At 74.5% G+C, this 15,001-nt stretch carries 18 protein-coding genes; 15 read left to right on the top strand and 3 right to left on the bottom strand.

Annotated elements, in window-relative coordinates; translation table 11 throughout:
• Nucleotides 1–91: 91 nt before the first annotated feature.
• Nucleotides 92–640, top strand: coding sequence for a permease (locus E2C05_RS19950; RefSeq protein ID WP_133221414.1), 549 nt, complete (start codon nucleotides 92–94; stop codon nucleotides 638–640).
• On the top strand, nucleotides 637–1,152 hold the full coding sequence (locus tag E2C05_RS19955) for a hypothetical protein (RefSeq protein ID WP_200305906.1): 516 nt from the start codon (nucleotides 637–639) through the stop codon (nucleotides 1,150–1,152). The genes E2C05_RS19950 and E2C05_RS19955 overlap by 4 nt, the downstream gene beginning before the upstream one ends.
• A 94-nt stretch (nucleotides 1,153–1,246) precedes the next feature.
• On the opposite strand, the gene E2C05_RS19960 is transcribed toward E2C05_RS19955, so the two are convergent.
• Entirely contained in the window at nucleotides 1,247–2,713 is a 1,467-nt protein-coding gene (locus E2C05_RS19960) for a methyl-accepting chemotaxis protein (RefSeq protein ID WP_158292251.1), read from the bottom strand.
• 158 nt (nucleotides 2,714–2,871) lie between these two features.
• Here E2C05_RS19960 and E2C05_RS19965 point away from each other — a divergent pair, with 158 nt between their 5' ends.
• From E2C05_RS19965 to otnC, 10 genes are all read left to right on the top strand, one after another.
• Nucleotides 2,872–3,681, top strand: coding sequence for a RibD family protein (locus E2C05_RS19965; protein ID WP_133221416.1), 810 nt, complete (start codon nucleotides 2,872–2,874; stop codon nucleotides 3,679–3,681).
• Entirely contained in the window at nucleotides 3,678–4,661 is a 984-nt protein-coding gene (locus E2C05_RS19970) for a zinc-dependent alcohol dehydrogenase (RefSeq protein ID WP_192912491.1), read from the top strand. The genes E2C05_RS19965 and E2C05_RS19970 overlap by 4 nt, the downstream gene beginning before the upstream one ends.
• A 12-nt stretch (nucleotides 4,662–4,673) precedes the next feature.
• On the top strand, nucleotides 4,674–5,075 hold the full coding sequence (locus E2C05_RS19975; protein WP_133221417.1) for a 6-pyruvoyl trahydropterin synthase family protein: 402 nt from the start codon (nucleotides 4,674–4,676) through the stop codon (nucleotides 5,073–5,075).
• A gap of 62 nt (nucleotides 5,076–5,137) precedes the next feature.
• A complete protein-coding gene (locus E2C05_RS19980; protein ID WP_133221418.1) occupies nucleotides 5,138–6,178 on the top strand; it encodes a glycosyltransferase family 4 protein in 1,041 nt (346 codons plus the stop codon).
• Nucleotides 6,175–7,071, top strand: a complete 897-nt coding sequence (locus E2C05_RS19985; protein WP_133221419.1) for a class I SAM-dependent methyltransferase — start codon at nucleotides 6,175–6,177, stop codon at nucleotides 7,069–7,071. Before E2C05_RS19980 ends, E2C05_RS19985 begins: the two co-directional genes overlap by 4 nt.
• A gap of 484 nt (nucleotides 7,072–7,555) precedes the next feature.
• Nucleotides 7,556–7,735, top strand: coding sequence for a hypothetical protein (locus tag E2C05_RS19990; protein WP_133221420.1), 180 nt, complete (start codon nucleotides 7,556–7,558; stop codon nucleotides 7,733–7,735).
• 83 nt (nucleotides 7,736–7,818) lie between these two features.
• Nucleotides 7,819–8,262, top strand: a complete 444-nt coding sequence (locus E2C05_RS19995; RefSeq protein WP_133221421.1) for a GNAT family N-acetyltransferase — start codon at nucleotides 7,819–7,821, stop codon at nucleotides 8,260–8,262.
• Nucleotides 8,259–8,735 (top strand): cupin domain-containing protein, encoded by a 477-nt coding sequence (locus E2C05_RS20000; protein WP_133221422.1) that lies wholly within the window; start codon nucleotides 8,259–8,261, stop codon nucleotides 8,733–8,735. Before E2C05_RS19995 ends, E2C05_RS20000 begins: the two co-directional genes overlap by 4 nt.
• Nucleotides 8,736–8,795: 60 nt before the next feature.
• The gene (otnK, locus tag E2C05_RS20005; RefSeq protein ID WP_133221423.1) at nucleotides 8,796–10,049 is read left to right on the top strand and encodes a 3-oxo-tetronate kinase; all 1,254 of its coding nucleotides are present in this window, start codon (nucleotides 8,796–8,798) and stop codon (nucleotides 10,047–10,049) included.
• Between the two features lie 133 nt (nucleotides 10,050–10,182).
• Complete coding sequence (gene otnC, locus E2C05_RS20010) at nucleotides 10,183–10,815, top strand: 3-oxo-tetronate 4-phosphate decarboxylase (RefSeq protein WP_133221424.1); 633 nt, start codon at nucleotides 10,183–10,185, stop codon at nucleotides 10,813–10,815.
• A gap of 3 nt (nucleotides 10,816–10,818) precedes the next feature.
• Here the strand turns inward: otnC and E2C05_RS20015 are convergent, their stop codons facing one another.
• Nucleotides 10,819–11,298: a DUF29 domain-containing protein gene (locus E2C05_RS20015; RefSeq protein WP_133221425.1), complete on the bottom strand. Its 480-nt coding sequence runs from the start codon at nucleotides 11,296–11,298 to the stop codon at nucleotides 10,819–10,821.
• A 108-nt stretch (nucleotides 11,299–11,406) separates the two neighbouring features.
• On the opposite strand from E2C05_RS20015, the gene E2C05_RS20020 reads away from it, so the two are divergent.
• Genes E2C05_RS20020 through E2C05_RS20030 form a run of 3 tightly spaced genes read left to right on the top strand, consistent with a single transcriptional unit; the run spans nucleotide 11,407 to nucleotide 13,587 of the window.
• Complete coding sequence (locus E2C05_RS20020; protein ID WP_133221426.1) at nucleotides 11,407–12,366, top strand: tripartite tricarboxylate transporter substrate-binding protein; 960 nt, start codon at nucleotides 11,407–11,409, stop codon at nucleotides 12,364–12,366.
• Between the two features lie 13 nt (nucleotides 12,367–12,379).
• Nucleotides 12,380–12,979: a nitroreductase family protein gene (locus tag E2C05_RS20025; protein WP_133221427.1), complete on the top strand. Its 600-nt coding sequence runs from the start codon at nucleotides 12,380–12,382 to the stop codon at nucleotides 12,977–12,979.
• A gap of 17 nt (nucleotides 12,980–12,996) precedes the next feature.
• A complete protein-coding gene (locus E2C05_RS20030) occupies nucleotides 12,997–13,587 on the top strand; it encodes a nuclear transport factor 2 family protein (protein WP_200305904.1) in 591 nt (196 codons plus the stop codon).
• A 78-nt stretch (nucleotides 13,588–13,665) separates the two neighbouring features.
• Here the strand turns inward: E2C05_RS20030 and E2C05_RS34065 are convergent, their stop codons facing one another.
• The gene (locus E2C05_RS34065) at nucleotides 13,666–14,715 is read right to left on the bottom strand and encodes a histone H1-like repetitive region-containing protein (protein WP_192912492.1); all 1,050 of its coding nucleotides are present in this window, start codon (nucleotides 14,713–14,715) and stop codon (nucleotides 13,666–13,668) included.
• Nucleotides 14,716–15,001 lie beyond the last annotated feature (286 nt).

The raw sequence follows: 15,001 nt of genomic DNA on the forward strand, positions 1-15,001 counted from the left end.
CATCCGCCGGCGGCGGCGCGGGGCGAGCCCTGCGCCGCCCGTCGCGCCCGCCGGATGGACGCGGGGCGCCGCCGCGCGCAGGCTGCGGGCGATGCCCGCCTTCCTCCGCCGTCATTCCAGCCTGGTCATCATCCTGTCGATCGGCGCCGTCGCCGGCGCGCTGGTCTGGACGCGGCACGGGCCGGCCGCCTTCGCCCGCGCCCTCGGCACCGCCTGGTCGGTCTTCCTCACCGTGCTGCCGGCGCTGCTGGCCGGGCTGCTGCTGGCCGGCAGCCTGAAGCAGCTGGTCCCGCCCGGGGCGCTGGCGCGCTGGATGGGCGCGGAGAGCGGCACGCGCGGCCTGCTGGTGGCGACGCTCTGCGGCATGGCGATGCCGGGCGGGCCGATGGCCGCCTTCCCTCTGGTGCTGGTGCTGGCCCAGGCCGGGGCCGATCGCGGCGCGCTGATCGCCTTCATCGTCGCCTGGGCGCTGAACGGCTTCCAGCGCGTGCTGGTGTGGGAAGTGCCGCTGCTGGGCGCCGATTTCGCCCTGCTGCGCTTCCTCTGCGGCCTGCCGCTGTCGGTCATCGCCGGCGCGCTGGCGCGGCGCATCCCGCTGGCCTGGGTGCCGCCGGGCCAGCAGGCCGGCCCGCGCGCATGACGATCGGCCAGGCGGTCCTCTGGGTGCTGGCGCTGGGCGCCTTCGGCCTGGCGCTGCGGCGCGGCCTGCCCACCGCGCAGCGGGCGCTGCGGGAAACCGGCGACACCATCCTGCGCGTGCTGCCGCTGCTCTGTGCCGCGCTGCCCATGGCGGCCTTCCTGGCGGAGCTGGTTCCGCCCGACCTCGCCGCCGGCTGGCTGGGGCCGGAGAGCGGCCTGACGGGCATCGTCATCGCCGCCCTCGCCGGCGGCTTCATCCCGGGCGGGCCCTTCGTGTCGTTCCCGCTGGTGCTGACCTTCATCAAGGCCGGCGCCGGCGGGCCGCAGATGGTGGCGCTGATCACCGGCTGGGCCATCCTCGGCTTCCATCGCGTGATCGCCTGGGAATGGCCGGTGCTGGGCCCGCGCTTCATCCTGATCCGGCTGCTGGCCTCCGGCGCGCTGCCGGTGCTGGCCGGCGTGCTGGCGCAATTGCTGCTGCCATTGTTCCCGCACGCGCTCGTGCGGCCCTGACGCGGGGCGCGGCGGGGACGCCGTGCCGCGTGACCCAATGCCGCCGCCCCTGGCGCGCGCCGTCGGATCGGCGCGCGGGCCGCCCGCGCCCGTCCTACTTCACCAGCACCCGCGCGGCATCGCGGGTCCGCGCCACGGTCTTGCCGGCCTCCTCCACCGCGCCGGCGACGACGGCGATGTCGGCGCTCACCGAGGCGACGGTCGAGGACACGTCCTGCGTGGTGCTGGAGATGCCGCGGATCACCGTCCCCTGCTGCTCCATCGCCGAGGCGGTGGCGGACACGCTTTCCCGCACCACCGTCACCGCGTCGCGGATGGCGTTCAGCGCACCCGCCACCTCCAGCGAGGTGGACTGGATGCCGTTGATCTCGCCGGTGATCTGCTCGGTCGCCCGGGCCGCCTGCACCGCCAGCGACTTCACCTCCCCGGCGACCACGGCGAAGCCCTTGCCGGCCTCGCCGGCGCGCGCCGCCTCGATGGTCGCGTTCAGGGCCAGCAGGTTGATCTGGCTGGCGATGTTACGGATCAGCCCGACGATGCCGGTCATCGCCTGGGCGGCATTGCTCAGCGTCTCGGTGTTGCGGGCCACCGCCTGGGTCTGATCGAAGGCGCCCTCGGTCGCGGCGCGGGACCGCGCCATGCTCTCGGCGATCCCGGCGATCGACCCGGCCAGCTGCTCGGCGCTCGCGGCCAGGCCCTGCACGTCGCCCTCGGTGCGGCCGGCCGCGGCGCGCACCTGGTCGGCGGCCTGGGTGCAGCGCGCCATCGATGCCTCGACATCGCCGATCAGCGCGTTCAGCGTGTTCAGCAGCTGCATCTGCTTGGTGATGTCGGTGGCGAATTTCACCACCTTCGCCACCCGCCCGTCGGGGCCGAGGATCGGGTTGTAGGCGCCTTCGATCCACACCTCCCGCCCGTCCTTGCCGAAGCGGCGGAATTGCGCCGCCTGGAACTGCCCGCCGCGCAGCGTGTCCCAGAACCGCTTGTAGTCCGCCGAGGCGGCGTAGTCCGGCGTGACGAAGATGCTGTGGTTGCGGCCCCGGATCTCCTCCAGCCCATAGCCCATGACGGCGAGGAAATTGTCGTTGGCATCCAGGATGGTGCCGTCGGGCGCGAACTGGATCATCGCCTGCGACCGGCCGAGCGCCAGGATCTGCGCCTGGTAGTCCAGGTTCATCAGCCGCTCGCGGCTGTCGGCCCATTCCACCACGAAGCCGGTGCGCGTCCCGTCCTCGACCAGCGGGGAGACCAGCAGGTCGAACATCCGGGGGCCGACCTTGATGGTGGCGCTGTGCGGCTTGTCCATCGCCGCCAGCATCCGCCGCTGATGGCCGGGATCCTTGTGGAAGACGTCGATGTTGCTGCCGATCAGCGTCGCCAGGCTGAAGCGCGGCAGCTCCTTCCGCAGTTCCGGCTCGGCCTCCCGCAGCAGGGCCATGACCGAGGGATTCATGTAGATGATGGTCAGGTCGCGGTCGGCGATCATGACATTGGCGCGCAGCGCGTCGAGCGCCGCGTGGCGGATGTCCGGCAGGCGTTCGCTACCGAAGAATTTGAGCATGAGGTCGTCCCTTACCGCACCCGGATCGGCCGCGGTGCCGGACGGCGGACACCGCGTCGCCCCCGGCCGCTTGCGCCCCACCATGCCTCGGGACGGCTAATGCCGGGTGAATCCGGGCGCTGGCGTCGGCGGCCCGGGTGCGGCATACCCCCGCGCGCATGGATGAATGGCTGCCTCGGGACGCATGGGACCGGCTGCTGGCGCTGCGGGATGCGCCCGGCACGGCGGCGCATGGGCTGCCGCAGGATCTGCCGCCCGGCCCGCTCGGCGCGCTGTTCGGCCCGCTGCTGGCGCCGCCCCGCGCGCCGGATGGCTGCCTGGTGGTCGGCCGCCTGGCGCAGACGCTGGACGGGCGGATCGCCACGCAATCCGGCTCCTCGCAATGGATCGGCGGGCCCGGCGACATCCTGCACACCCACCGGCTGCGGGCGCTGTGCCATGCGGTGGTGGTGGGCGCCGGCACGGTGCGGCACGACGACCCGCGGCTGACCACCCGCGACTGCACCGGCCCCAGCCCGGTACGGGTGGTGCTGGACACCGACCGCCGCCTCGGGCCCGGATACGGGGTCTTCCGCGCCGGCCCGCCGACGCTGCTGCTCTGCGCCGCGGATGCGCCGGGGCCGGACCGGCATGGCAGCGCCGAGGTGGTGCGCCTGCCGCGCGACCCGGCGGCGGGCGGCCTCGACATCGCCGCCATCCTCGCCGCGCTGGCGGCGCGCGGGCTGACGCGGATCTTCGTCGAGGGCGGCGGCGTCACGGTCAGCCGCTTCCTGGCCGCCGGCGGGCTCGACCGGCTGCATGTGACGGTGGCGCCGGTGCTGCTCGGCAGCGGCATCCCCGCCTTCACCCTGCCGGAGGCGGAGCGCATCGCCGACGGGCTGCGCTTCGCCTGGACGGTGCATGCGCTGGACCCGGACGTGCTGCTGGACATCGCGCTGGACCGCGCCCGGCCGGGGGTCTGCGCATGAGCGTGCCCCTCGCCGCGCGCGCGCTCTGGTATGTCGCGCCGGGGCACGCCGAGATCCGGGCGCAGGCGCTGCCGCCGCGCGCGCCGGACCAGGTGCTGGTGCGCAGCCGCGTCAGCGCGCTGTCGCGCGGCACCGAACGCCTGGTGCTGGAAGGGCGCGTGCCGGCCAGCCAGCACGAAGCCATGCGCGCGCCGCTGATGGAAGGCGCGTTCCCCTTCCCGGTGAAATACGGCTACTGCGCGCTCGGCGATGTCGAGGACGGGCCCGGGGCGCTGCGCGGCCGCCGCGTCTTCGTCCTGCATCCGCACCAGGACCGGTTCCTCGCCCCGGCGGCGATGTGCATCCCGGTGCCGGATGCGCTGCCGGACCACCGCGCCGTGATGGCGGCGAACATGGAGACGGCGCTGAACATCCTGTGGGATGCCCGGCCCCTGCCGGGGGAGCGCTGCCTGGTCGTCGGCGCCGGGCTGGTCGGGCTGCTCACGGCGTCGCTGCTGGCGCGCATGCCCGGGATCCGTCCGGTGCTGGTGGATGTGGACCCCGGGCGCGCGGCGCTGGCCGCCGCGGTCGGCGCGGGCTTCGCGCTGCCGGCGGACGCGCCGGGCGACCAGGACCTGATCATCCATGCCAGCGCCAGCGCCGCCGGCCTCGCCCTCGCGCTCGACCGCGCGGGGTTCGAGGCGCGGATCGTCGAGGCCAGCTGGCATGGCGACCGCGCCGTGCCGCTGCCGCTCGGCGAGGCTTTCCATAGTCGCCGCCTGTCGCTCCTCAGCTCGCAGGTCGGCGCGGTGGCGCCGGCGATGCGCGGCCGCCGCACGCATGCCGAACGCCTGGCGCTGGCGCTGGACCTGCTGGCGGATCCGCGGCTGGATGCGCTGGCCGCGCCGGTCGCGCGCTTCGAGGACCTGCCGCAGGCCCTGCCCGCGCTGCTGGCGGGGGGCGCCGCCGCGCCGCCCTGCCCCGTCGTCACCTATATATAAGAGTGTGCCGCGATGTACTCGCTCACCGTCTGCGACAACATCATGATCGCCCACAGCTTCCGCGGGGAGGAATTCGGCCCCGCCCAGCGGCTGCACGGCGCCACCTTCGCGGTGGAGGCGGAGTTCCGCGCCCCGAAGCTCGACCACCTGCACCTGCTGGTGGATATCGGCCTCGCCAAGGTGGAGCTGCGCAAGGCGCTCGACACCATGGACTACCGCAACCTGGACGCCGAGCCGCAATTCGCCGGGCTCAACACCACCACCGAATATCTCTGCGCCCATATCCACGGCCTGCTCTGCGCCGCGCTGAAGGATGGCAGGCTGGGGGCGCAGAGCGGCAACGTGACCGCGCTGAAGGTGCTGCTGCGGGAAAGCCCGAATGCCTGGGCCGCCTACGAGGCGGAGGTCGGCTGAATGCGGCCGCGCCGGCACGCCGCCCCCGCCCCGCTGCGCCGGCCCCGGGCGGGGCTCGCGGCATGAGCATCGCCCTGCTGGTCCCCGCGCCCTTCGATACCGTCTCGGGCGGCTATCTCTATGACCGCCGGCTGGTGGCGGGGCTGCGCGGCCTCGGCCATGACGTGCGGGTGGTGGAACTCGCCGGCCACCATCCGCTGCCCGATGCGGCGGCGGAAGCGGCGGCCCGCACCGCCCTCGCCGCGCTGCCCGACGGCACGCGCCCGGTCATCGACGGGCTGTGCCTGCCCGCCTTCGCGCCGCTCGCCGAGGCGCTCGCGGCGCATGGCGCCATCGGCCTGATCCACCACCCCACGGCGCTGGAGCATGGCGCGCCGGAGGAGGACCGGGACGCGCTGCGCGGCATCGAGCGCGACCTGTTCCCCCGCCTCGCGCGGATCGTCGCCACCTCCCCGCACACGGCGCAGCGCCTGGCGGCGGAATTCGAGGTGCCGGCCGACCGCATCGGCGTGGTGGAGCCGGGCACCGACCCGGCGCCGCGCAGCGCCGGCTCGGGCGGGCCGGGCTGCGCCATCCTTTCGGTCGGCACGCTGGTGCCGCGCAAGGGGCATGACGTGCTGCTGCGCGCCCTGGCCGGCATGCCGGACCTGGACTGGACGCTGACCGTCGCCGGCGCCGAGGGGCGCAACCCCGTCCATGCGCAGGGCCTGCTGGCGCTGGCGGAGGAGCTGGGCATCGCCCGCCGCGTCACCTTCGCCGGGGAAGTGGATGGCGCCGCGCTGGAGGCGCTCTATGCCGGCGCCGACCTCTTCGCGCTCGCCACCTGGTGGGAAGGCTATGGGATGGCCGCGGCCGAGGCGCTGGCGCGCGGCCTGCCGCTCGCCATCACCGCCGGCGGCGCCATCGCCGACCTCGTGCCGATGGAGGCCGGCGCGGTCTCCCCGCCCGGCGACGTGGTGTCGCTGACCAAGGCGCTGCGGCGGATGATCATCGATACCGAGATGCGGGCCGAGATGGCCGAGGCCGCCTGGCAGGCAGGCCAGCGCCTGCCGCGCTGGCCGGACCGCGCCGCCGCCTTCGCCGCGGAGCTGGCGCGCGCGTGACCGAGGCCTTCGACCTCGACTGGCTGGACCTGCGGGAGCCCTTCGACGCCGCCGCGCGGTCGGAGGCGCTGGCCGAGCGGCTGCTGGCGGCGCTGCCGCAGCGGCCGCGCTTCCTCGACCTCGGCGCCGGCAGCGGCAGCCTGCTGCGCTGGCTGGCCCCGAGGCTGGGGCGGGCACAGAGCTGGACGCTGGTGGACAGCGACAAGGAATTGCTCGAGGCCGCCTTCGACACCATCGCCGACCGCGCCGACCAGGTGGGCTTCCACGTCACCGCCCCGAACCGCCGCACCCTGCTGGTGCATGCGCCGGGCGGCGCCTGGCGGATCGACACGCTGGTCGCCGACCTGGCCGAGGCGCCGGCCAATTTGCCGCTGGCCCAGGCGGATGCGGTGGTGAACTCGGCGCTCTGCGACCTCGTCTCCCGCCCCTGGGTGGAACGGATGGCGGCGGCGCTGCGGGTGCCTTTCTACGCCGCGCTCTGCGTCGATGGGCGGGACCGCTTCGCGCCGCCGCATCCGGCGGATGCGCGCGTCGCCGCCGGCTTCCGCCGCGACCAGGGACGGGACAAGGGCTTCGGGGGTCGCGCGCTGGGCCCGCAGGCGCCGGCGGCGATCGCCGCGGCCTTCGCGGCACGCGGCTTCGCGGTGACGAGCGCGCCGAGCGACTGGGTGATCCGCGGCCGCGGCGTGGCGCCGCACCCGGCGCTGCGGGAGACGGCGGGCGAGTTCCTCGGCCAGCTCGTCGCCGGCCATGCGGCGGCGGCGGCGGCGCAGGACCGGCGCGGCGGCGCCGCCATCGCCGCCTGGGGGACGATGCGGGCGGCGCAGGCGGAACACGGGCTTCTCTCGGGCCGAATCGGCCACCGGGACGTGCTGGCGCTGCCGCGGCGCTAGGGAGGATCGCGGGGGGGGGGCGCGAACGCCCGGACGCGTGGCTCCGCCCTGCGATCAACAGGCTGGAGCGGCTTGCGCGTTCAGGAGAGGACGCAAACCGCTCTGGCGAGGACCTCGTCCGGGCGGGATCATCCGAAGGGGTGACGAACCCGCTGAAACACCGGGCCGGGGCGTGCCGCGGGAGCGATCGCCGCGGCGGCATGTCCCGGCGCGTGTCCGCGAAGGGCCGCGATCCGCCGGGCGTCCGACCAGGTCGCGCCGCAGCGCGGTGCCGCCCCGGTCCCGGCAGGTTGTCGCCGCCCTGACCGGCCCCCGGCCTTGAGCGCACCGCACCCTGCGCGGAGCTGCGGGCGGCGTCCTGGGCAGGCCGGGGACCCCCCATCACCCATCCCATGGCGGGCACGGCCCCAAGCCTCCCGGTGCCGCGGCGGAACACGGCCGCGCGGCGCGCGTTCGTCCTGCATCACGCAGGGGAGGATCGCCGATGCCCGCAGACCAGATGCCGAACCGCGCGCTCAACCCGGGCGACGTCGCCCAGCCCGGCACGGCCGCGACCGGCGAGGGCCCTTGCCCGGACTGCCAGGGCAAGGGCAGCGTCGGCGGCCAGGCCTGCCGGACCTGCGGCGGGACCGGCATCGTCATCCAGGGCGTCGCCGGCGGCTGAAGCCGCTCCATCCTGTTGATCGCAGGGCGGAGTCTCGCGTCCGGGCGTTCACGCCCTTCCGCGAGCCGCTCTAGGATGCCGGCATGGACCTGCCACCCGGACTGATCCTCAGCCTCGAGGAAAGCCCGCCCGAGGCCGATCTCGACGTCCTCGCCGACGGGCTGGAAGCCTTCAACGAAGCCGCCTGGCCGGGGCACCTGCCCTGGCAAGCCTTCGCCCTGATGCTGCGGGAGGATGGGCGCATCCGCGGCGGCATCGCCGGGGAGAGCTATTGCGGCTGGCTCTTCATCCGCTTCTTCTGGCTGGAGGAGGCGCTGCGGCGTGGCGGCCTCGGTGCCGGGCTGATCGACGCGGCCGAAGCCGAAGCGCGGCGGCGCGGCTGCCATTCCGCCTATGTGGACACCTTCAACTTCCAGGCGCCGGAGTTCTACCGCAGCCAGGGCTACGCGGAATTCGCCCGCTTGCCCTACCCTCCGCGCGGCGAGCGCATCTGGCTGCGCAAGCGCCTGACGGAGGATGCGCCATGACCGAAGGCCCCATCGCCCTGCGCGCGGCGGACCAGCCGCCGCGACCGGTGCCGACCGGCTTGCCCGAGGACCTCGTGGCGCCGATGCGCGGGCGGGTGAAGCGGGTGCTGGGCGATCCCTTCGGCCTGCGCAATTTCGGCGTGAACCTGGTGCGGCTGCCGCCCGGCGCCGCCTCCTCCCTGCGGCATGCGCATGCCACGCAGGACGAATGGATCTATGTGCTGGAAGGCACCCCGACCCTGGTGCTGGGCGGGCGCAGTGCGGTGCTGGCGCCCGGCGACTGTGCCGGCTTCGCCGCCGGCACGGGCGAGGCGCATCACCTGGTGAACCGCTCGGACGCCGATGCGGTCTTCCTGGAGGTCGGCGACCGCACCCGCCCCGATGCCGCGACCTACCCGGACAACGACCTGACCGGCGCGCACGGCCCGGATGGCCGCTGGCACTATACGCGGAAGGACGGCACGCCGCTCTGACGGGACCGGCGGCGTTGCGTTAGGGTGCCGGCCCTGATCGCCTTCGGGAGAGAGACGACCATGCCCCTGCTCGGCTGCATCGCCGACGACTTCACCGGCGCCACCGACCTGGCCAACACCCTGGTCAAGGGCGGCATGACGGCCGTGCAGGTGATCGGCGTCCCGAAGGGTCCTTTGCCGGACGCCGATGCCGTGATCGTCGCGCTGAAGTCCCGCACCGCCCCGGTGGCAGAGGCGGTGGCGGAGAGCCTGGCGGCCTGCGACGCGCTGCTGGCGGCCGGGGCGAAACAGATCTTCTTCAAATACTGCTCCACCTTCGACAGCACGGATGCCGGCAATATCGGCCCGGTGGCGGATGCGCTGGTGAAGCGGCTGGATTGCGGCTTCGCGCTGGCGAACCCGGCCTTCCCGACCAATGGCCGCACCGTCTTCCAGGGGCACCTGTTCGTCGGCGACAAGCTGCTGAACGAGAGCGGGATGGAGAACCATCCGCTGACGCCCATGCGCGACGCCAACCTGGTCCGCGTGCTGGGCCGGCAGACCGATGGCACGGTGAAGCTGATCCCTCTCTCCGTCGTGGAGCAGGGCGCCACCATCCTCCGGCACACCATGACCGGGCTGAAGGAGAGCGGCTGGCGCTATGCCATCGTGGATGCGGTGACGGATGCCCACCTTGTCGCGATCGGCGAGGCCGCGGCGGACCATGCGCTGATCACCGGCGGGTCGGGCATCGCCATGGGGCTGCCGGGGAATTTCCGTGCCAAGGGGCTGCTGCCTGACCGCGGCGAGGCCGCGGCCACGCTGCCGCCCATGCAGGGCCATGCCGCTGTCGTGGCCGGGTCCTGCTCCCGCGCCACGCTCGGGCAGATCGGCTATGCGCGGGACCATGCGCATACGCTCGAACTCGACGTGCTGGCGACGCCGGATGCCGCGGCGCTGGCGGCGCAGGCGCTGGACTGGGCGGGCGGCAAGCTGGGCGACCACCCGGTGGTGATCGCGGCCAGCGCCCCGCCGGAGAAGGTGGCGGCGCTGCAGGCGAAGCTGGGGCGGGACGCTGCCGGCGCGCTGGTGGAGCAGGCCGTGGCGACGATCGCCGAGGGGCTGGTGGCGCGCGGCGTGAAGCGCCTGGTGGTGGCGGGCGGCGAGACCTCGGGAGCGGTGGTGTCGCGCCTCGGCGTGGCGTCGCTGCGCATCGGGCCGGAAATCGACCCGGGCGTGCCCTGGACCTATGCCGAGCCGACCGGGCTGCACCTGGCGCTGAAGAGCGGGAATTTCGGGGCGCGGGATTTCTTCCTGAAGGCGTTCGGCGTGTGAAGCCTGGGGGAGAGAGGGCTACCTCTCTCCCCCACACCCCCTCTCACCGCTTTCCGGAAAACTCAGAGAAAAGGGTGAGTGGGGGGCTTGGGGGAGAGAGTTCGCTCTCTCCCCCGATCTTTCGGAGACGCACATGACGGAAGCAGACCTCCGCGACCGCCTGGCCGAGCATGGCCGCCTGCTCTTCGGCCGCGGCTACAGCGTCGGCAGCGCCGGCAACATCAGCGTCCGCCTGCCGGACGGCTACCTGATGACGCCCACGAACAGTTGCCTCGGCCGCCTCGACCCCGCGCGCATCAGCAAGCTGGACCGGGACTGGCGGCATGTTGCGGGCGACAAGCCGTCCAAGGAGGTCTTCCTGCACCGCGCGGTGCTGGAGACGCGGCCGGAGGCCGGCGCGGTGGTGCATCTGCACTCCACCCATGCCACCGCCATCGCCTGCCTGGCCACGCCGGGGGAGGCGGCGCCGATCCCGCCGCTGACGCCCTATTTCGTCATGCGCGTCGGCCGGGTGCTGCCGGTGGTGCGCTACTACCGCCCGGGCGATGCGGCGATGGAGCCGGCGATCGCCGCGGCGGCGAAGGACGCACGGGCGATGCTGCTGGCCAACCATGGCCCGGTGGTCAGCGGGAAGACGCTGGACGACGCGGTCTATGCGGCGGAGGAGCTGGAGGAGGCGGCGAAGCTCGCCCTCATGCTGCGCGGCCAGGACGCGCGGGTGCTGACGCCCGCGGAGGTGGAGGACCTGCTGGCGACCTTCGGCTGAGGGTCAGCGGCGCCGGGTCGGGCGGCCGACCTCGAAAGGGCGCTCGATGATTGCCGCCCAGTCGTAGGGGTTCGCCTCGGGGAAGGCGGCAAGCGGCAGGTTGGTCTCGCCCGAAGCGTCCGACCGCGCCTCCTGCCAAGCGTCGGCCACCGCCTCGTCGCGGCTCGCCTTCAGGCTCGGGTTCCTGCGCAGGACCTTGGCGATGTGCAGCCGCCGGGTGCGGATCGTCGCCTCCCTGCTCCGCCCCCGCCGCTCCGGCTGGTGGTCCCAAGCGAGCCTATGCGTCAGCAGCACGCGCAGCGCGCGCTCGAGCGTGTCGTACGGCTCGTTGCCTACGTCATCCAGCGCCTCGGCGATGGTCGCCGCATCCACCTCCGAGAGCCGGCCGGCCCGCAGCAGCGCCGCCTGCTCGCGTGCCCAGGCATCCAGGTCCTGCGTGTCGCCGGCGTGCGCCGGCGCCTCGGGCTCGACCGGAAGGTCCATGGGGCCGTCCTCCTTCGCCGCAGGAGACGGCGCCCGCGCCACGCGCCGCCACCCTTGACCATGGCCACCGCTGCCGCACCCTGGCGCCACCGCCGGGACCCTGCCGCCATGCTCCGCCGCCGCCACCTGCTCGCCCTGCCGCTGCTGCCGCGCACCGCCGCAGCCCAGGGGCAGGCCTGGTCGCCGGACCGGCCCATCCGCTTCCTCCAGGGCTTCGCGCCCGGCGGCACCACGGACATCCTGGCGCGGCTGCTGGCGCCGGAACTCGCCGCCGCGCTCGGCCAGCGCGTGGTGGTGGAGAACTGCCCGGGCGCCGGCGGCACGCTGGCCGCCGAGGCGCTGGCCCGCGCCCGGCCCGATGGCGCGACGATGATGCTGCTGAACAACGGCTTCGCGGTCGCCGCCGCGCTGTTCCGCCGCCTGCCCTACGACCCGGAGGCCGATATCGACCCCTGCGCCCTCGTCGCCACCGCGCCGCTGGTGCTGCTGGCGGCGCCGCGGGACGGCATCGGCACGCTGCCCGACCTGCTCGCCGCCGCGCGGGCGCGGCCCGGCGCGCTCACCGTCGCCACCGTCGGCATCGGCAGCACGCAGCATTTCGCGCTGGAGGCGCTGGCCGCGCTGGCCGGGATCGGCGTGACCCATGTGCCCTATCGCGGCACGCCCGCCGCCCTCGTCGCGCTGCGGACCGGGGAGGTGCAGGCGGTGATGGAGACGCTCGGCGCCGTGCTCGGCCAGGTGCAGGCCGGGGAGGCGCGCGCCCTCGCCGTCACCGCCGCCGCCCGCGCGCCGCTGCTGCCCGATGTGCCGACCATGGCGGAGAGCGGCATCGCCGGCTTCGACCTGGCGACCTGGTACGCCATCGGGTTTCCCGCCGGCACGCCGGCGGCGGTGCAGGCACGCCTGGCGGAGGAGACGGCGCGCGCCGTCGCCGCGCCGCGGCTGCGCGCGCAGTTCGACAGTCTCGGCCTGCAGCCCGCCAGCGGCGGGCCGGAGGCGACGCGCGCCCTGATCCGCGCCGAGATCGCCCGCGCCCTGCAGGCGCGCGCCAGCATCCCCCAGCCCTAGGAGACCTGCCCGCATGAGCACCCCCACCGGCCGCGAGGCGCCCGCCGACCACCCGATCGCCCCGATCCTTGCCAACAGGTGGAGCCCGCGCAGCTTCACCGGCGCGCCGCTGCCGCCCGGCGCGCTGGACAGCCTGCTGGAAGGCGCCCGCTGGGCGGCCAGCAGCAACAACCTGCAGCCCTGGCACTTCATCGTGGCGCGGCGGGACGCGGAGGCCGAGGCCTTCGAGACGCTGGTCGGCGTGCTCTCCCCCAACAACCAGACCTGGGCGCGCAAGGCCGGGGTGCTGATGCTGTCGGTGGCGCGGCTGGCCAACCCGAACAACGGCAACCCGATGCGCCACGCCCTGCACGACACCGGCGCGGCGACGGCGCAGATGGCGCTGCAGGCGGCGGCGCTCGGCCTGCAGGCGCATCTGATGGCCGGCTTCGACGCCGCCGCGGCGCGCACCGCCTTCGGCATCCCGGAAGGCTTCGACCCGGTCGCCGCCATCGCCATCGGCGAGGTCGGGCCGCCCGAGGCGCTGCCGGAGGCGCTGGCGGCACGCGAGACCGCGCCGCGCCAGCGCCGGCCCGTTTCGGAATTCGCGATGTTCGGCGGCTGGCGGGGCTGAGCGCGATGGAGCCGGAGATGCTGGACCGCCTCGCCATCCGGGCGCTGGTGGAGAACTGGGCGGTGTGGCGCGATGCCGGCGACTGGGACCGCTTCGCCACGTGCTGGCATGCCGATGGCTACATGATGGCCACCTGGTGCCAGGCGCCGGCGGCCGAGTTCATCGCCGCCAGCAAGGCGGGCTGGGCCAAGGGCGTCTCGATCCTGCATTTCCTCGGCGGCCACAGCGCCGATGTCGCGGGGACGCGCGCCATCGCCCAGACCAAGATGACCATCAGCCAGCGCGCCGAGGTGCATGGCGTGCTGGTCGACGTGGTCTGCACCGGCCGCTTCTACGACTTCCTGGAGAAGCGGGAGGGTCGCTGGGGCGTGGTGCTGCGCCAGCCGATCTACGAGAAGGACCGGATGGACCCGGTCGATCCGGCGGCGCGCCTCGCGCTCGACCCCGCGCTGCTGGCGCGGTTTCCGGAGGGTTACCGCCACCTTGCCTATCTGCAGACGCAGATCGGCTACGCGGTGAAGACCGACATGCCCGGCCTCAAGGGGCCGGCGGTGGAGGCGCTGTATGCGCGCGGCGGCGCCTGGCTGGCCGGCGGGCCGCATGGCTGAAGCCTGACCGCGCGCGCACGCGAAAAGGGCGCCGCCCCTTGCGGGACGGCGCCCCTCACGCCGGGATCAGCGGCGGTGTCAGGTCGCGGAGGACTCGCTGCTCGTCTCGGTCGCGGCGGCAGGGGCTTCCATCGCGGCCTTCTTCTTGGCGGCGCGGGTGGCGGCGGCCTTCTTCGCCGCCTCGCTGCGCGAGGAGGTCGCGGCCTTGGCGGCGGCGGCGCGCTTCGGCGCGGCCTTGGGCGCGGCGGCCTTGCGGGCGGCCGGCTTGCGGGCGGCCGGCTTGCGCGCGGTGGTCGCCTTCTTCGCCGCCGGCTTGCGGGTGGTCGCCGCCTTGCGGGCGGCCGGCTTCTTGGCGACGGCCTTCTTCGCCGTGGTGGCCTTGCGGGCGGCCGGCTTGCGCGCGGTGGTCGCCTTCTTCGCCGCCGGCTTGCGCGCCGCGGGCTTCTTCGCGGCGGCGCGCTTCGGCGCGGCCTTCTTCGCCGCCGGCTTGCGCGCGGTGGTCGCCTTCTTCGCGGCCGGCTTCTTGGCAGCGGCCTTCTTCGGCGCGGCGGCCTTGCGGGCGGCCGGCTTCTTCGCGGCGACGCGGCCGCGCGCGGTGGCGGGCTTCTTCGCGCTGCGGCGCGTGGTGGCCATGGCCATCGCCTGGGCCTTCGGGGTCTCGGGGGTATCGGTCACGGTCAGGATCTCCTTGCGCGTTCCGTGGGAAGCCGGGCCGCCGCGGGGGCGCGGACGGACCGGGTACATGCAGGTCGGGTCGTGCGATGGCGGCGGCGCGCGGATCCCGTAGCGCGTGGCGCCGTCGTGGTCGCCGTCCTGGCCTTGCCGGCAGGAAGCGGCAGCGGGCGATCGGCGGCCAGCGGCCGCATCGCATTCCCCGATACCGAGCCTTCCACGCGGGGCGAAGCTGCCTTGCCCTGCGCCGGGGCGGAATGTGCGGCGCCCCGCGCCACCATCCCGTCCTGCCTGCGGTCCATGGACCGTCCTTCCCTGTTGCTGCACGTCGCCGCGGTCATCGCGTGAATCCGAATGCCGCGAATCGGTTGCGGTGTCGTGCGCAGCGCACGCTATCTGCACACGCAAGCACCGTGTCAACAGAAACCGCAATTCGCGTCGCGATTTTTCCCGCATGCACGCGCAATCGCGTGCATCTCGGCGCGATGCGCGCGGATGCGGGCGACGAAAACGGCCGCCGGAGTCACCGGCGGCCGTCCTGCAATGCGGTCCGTCGCGCGTCGCGCGGCGGCAATTCCGAAGCGTCGGTTAACGCGGCGGCCGCTGCGTTGCGCCGCCGATCACCGCGACGCCAGCGGCGGCGAGACGGCAACCCGGCGCGGTTCCGCGGCACGCCGCGCGCGCCATCGTCACCGCGCCGCCGCCCTGCTGCCGCATCGCGTCGCCGCCCCGGCCGCGGGCC

It is taken from the genome of Paracraurococcus ruber (assembly GCF_004353985.1).
Taxonomy (GTDB): Bacteria; Pseudomonadota; Alphaproteobacteria; order Acetobacterales; family Acetobacteraceae; genus Paracraurococcus; species Paracraurococcus ruber.

Coding starts and splice junctions, on each gene's coding strand:
- E2C05_RS19970 (WP_192912491.1), top strand. CDS start 3,678: ATGAGCGTGCCCCTCGCCGCGCGCGCGCTCTGGTATGTCGCGCCGGGG.
- E2C05_RS20025 (WP_133221427.1), top strand. CDS start 12,380: ATGAGCACCCCCACCGGCCGCGAGGCGCCCGCCGACCACCCGATCGCC.
- E2C05_RS19975 (WP_133221417.1), top strand. CDS start 4,674: ATGTACTCGCTCACCGTCTGCGACAACATCATGATCGCCCACAGCTTC.
- E2C05_RS19950 (WP_133221414.1), top strand. CDS start 92: ATGCCCGCCTTCCTCCGCCGTCATTCCAGCCTGGTCATCATCCTGTCG.
- E2C05_RS20015 (WP_133221425.1), bottom strand. CDS start 11,298: ATGGACCTTCCGGTCGAGCCCGAGGCGCCGGCGCACGCCGGCGACACG.
- E2C05_RS19965 (WP_133221416.1), top strand. CDS start 2,872: ATGGATGAATGGCTGCCTCGGGACGCATGGGACCGGCTGCTGGCGCTG.
- E2C05_RS20000 (WP_133221422.1), top strand. CDS start 8,259: ATGACCGAAGGCCCCATCGCCCTGCGCGCGGCGGACCAGCCGCCGCGA.
- otnC (WP_133221424.1), top strand. CDS start 10,183: ATGACGGAAGCAGACCTCCGCGACCGCCTGGCCGAGCATGGCCGCCTG.
- E2C05_RS19960 (WP_158292251.1), bottom strand. CDS start 2,713: ATGCTCAAATTCTTCGGTAGCGAACGCCTGCCGGACATCCGCCACGCG.
- otnK (WP_133221423.1), top strand. CDS start 8,796: ATGCCCCTGCTCGGCTGCATCGCCGACGACTTCACCGGCGCCACCGAC.
- E2C05_RS34065 (WP_192912492.1), bottom strand. CDS start 14,715: ATGCGGGAAAAATCGCGACGCGAATTGCGGTTTCTGTTGACACGGTGC.
- E2C05_RS19995 (WP_133221421.1), top strand. CDS start 7,819: ATGGACCTGCCACCCGGACTGATCCTCAGCCTCGAGGAAAGCCCGCCC.
- E2C05_RS20020 (WP_133221426.1), top strand. CDS start 11,407: ATGCTCCGCCGCCGCCACCTGCTCGCCCTGCCGCTGCTGCCGCGCACC.
- E2C05_RS19955 (WP_200305906.1), top strand. CDS start 637: ATGACGATCGGCCAGGCGGTCCTCTGGGTGCTGGCGCTGGGCGCCTTC.
- E2C05_RS19990 (WP_133221420.1), top strand. CDS start 7,556: ATGCCCGCAGACCAGATGCCGAACCGCGCGCTCAACCCGGGCGACGTC.
- E2C05_RS20030 (WP_200305904.1), top strand. CDS start 12,997: ATGCTGGACCGCCTCGCCATCCGGGCGCTGGTGGAGAACTGGGCGGTG.
- E2C05_RS19980 (WP_133221418.1), top strand. CDS start 5,138: ATGAGCATCGCCCTGCTGGTCCCCGCGCCCTTCGATACCGTCTCGGGC.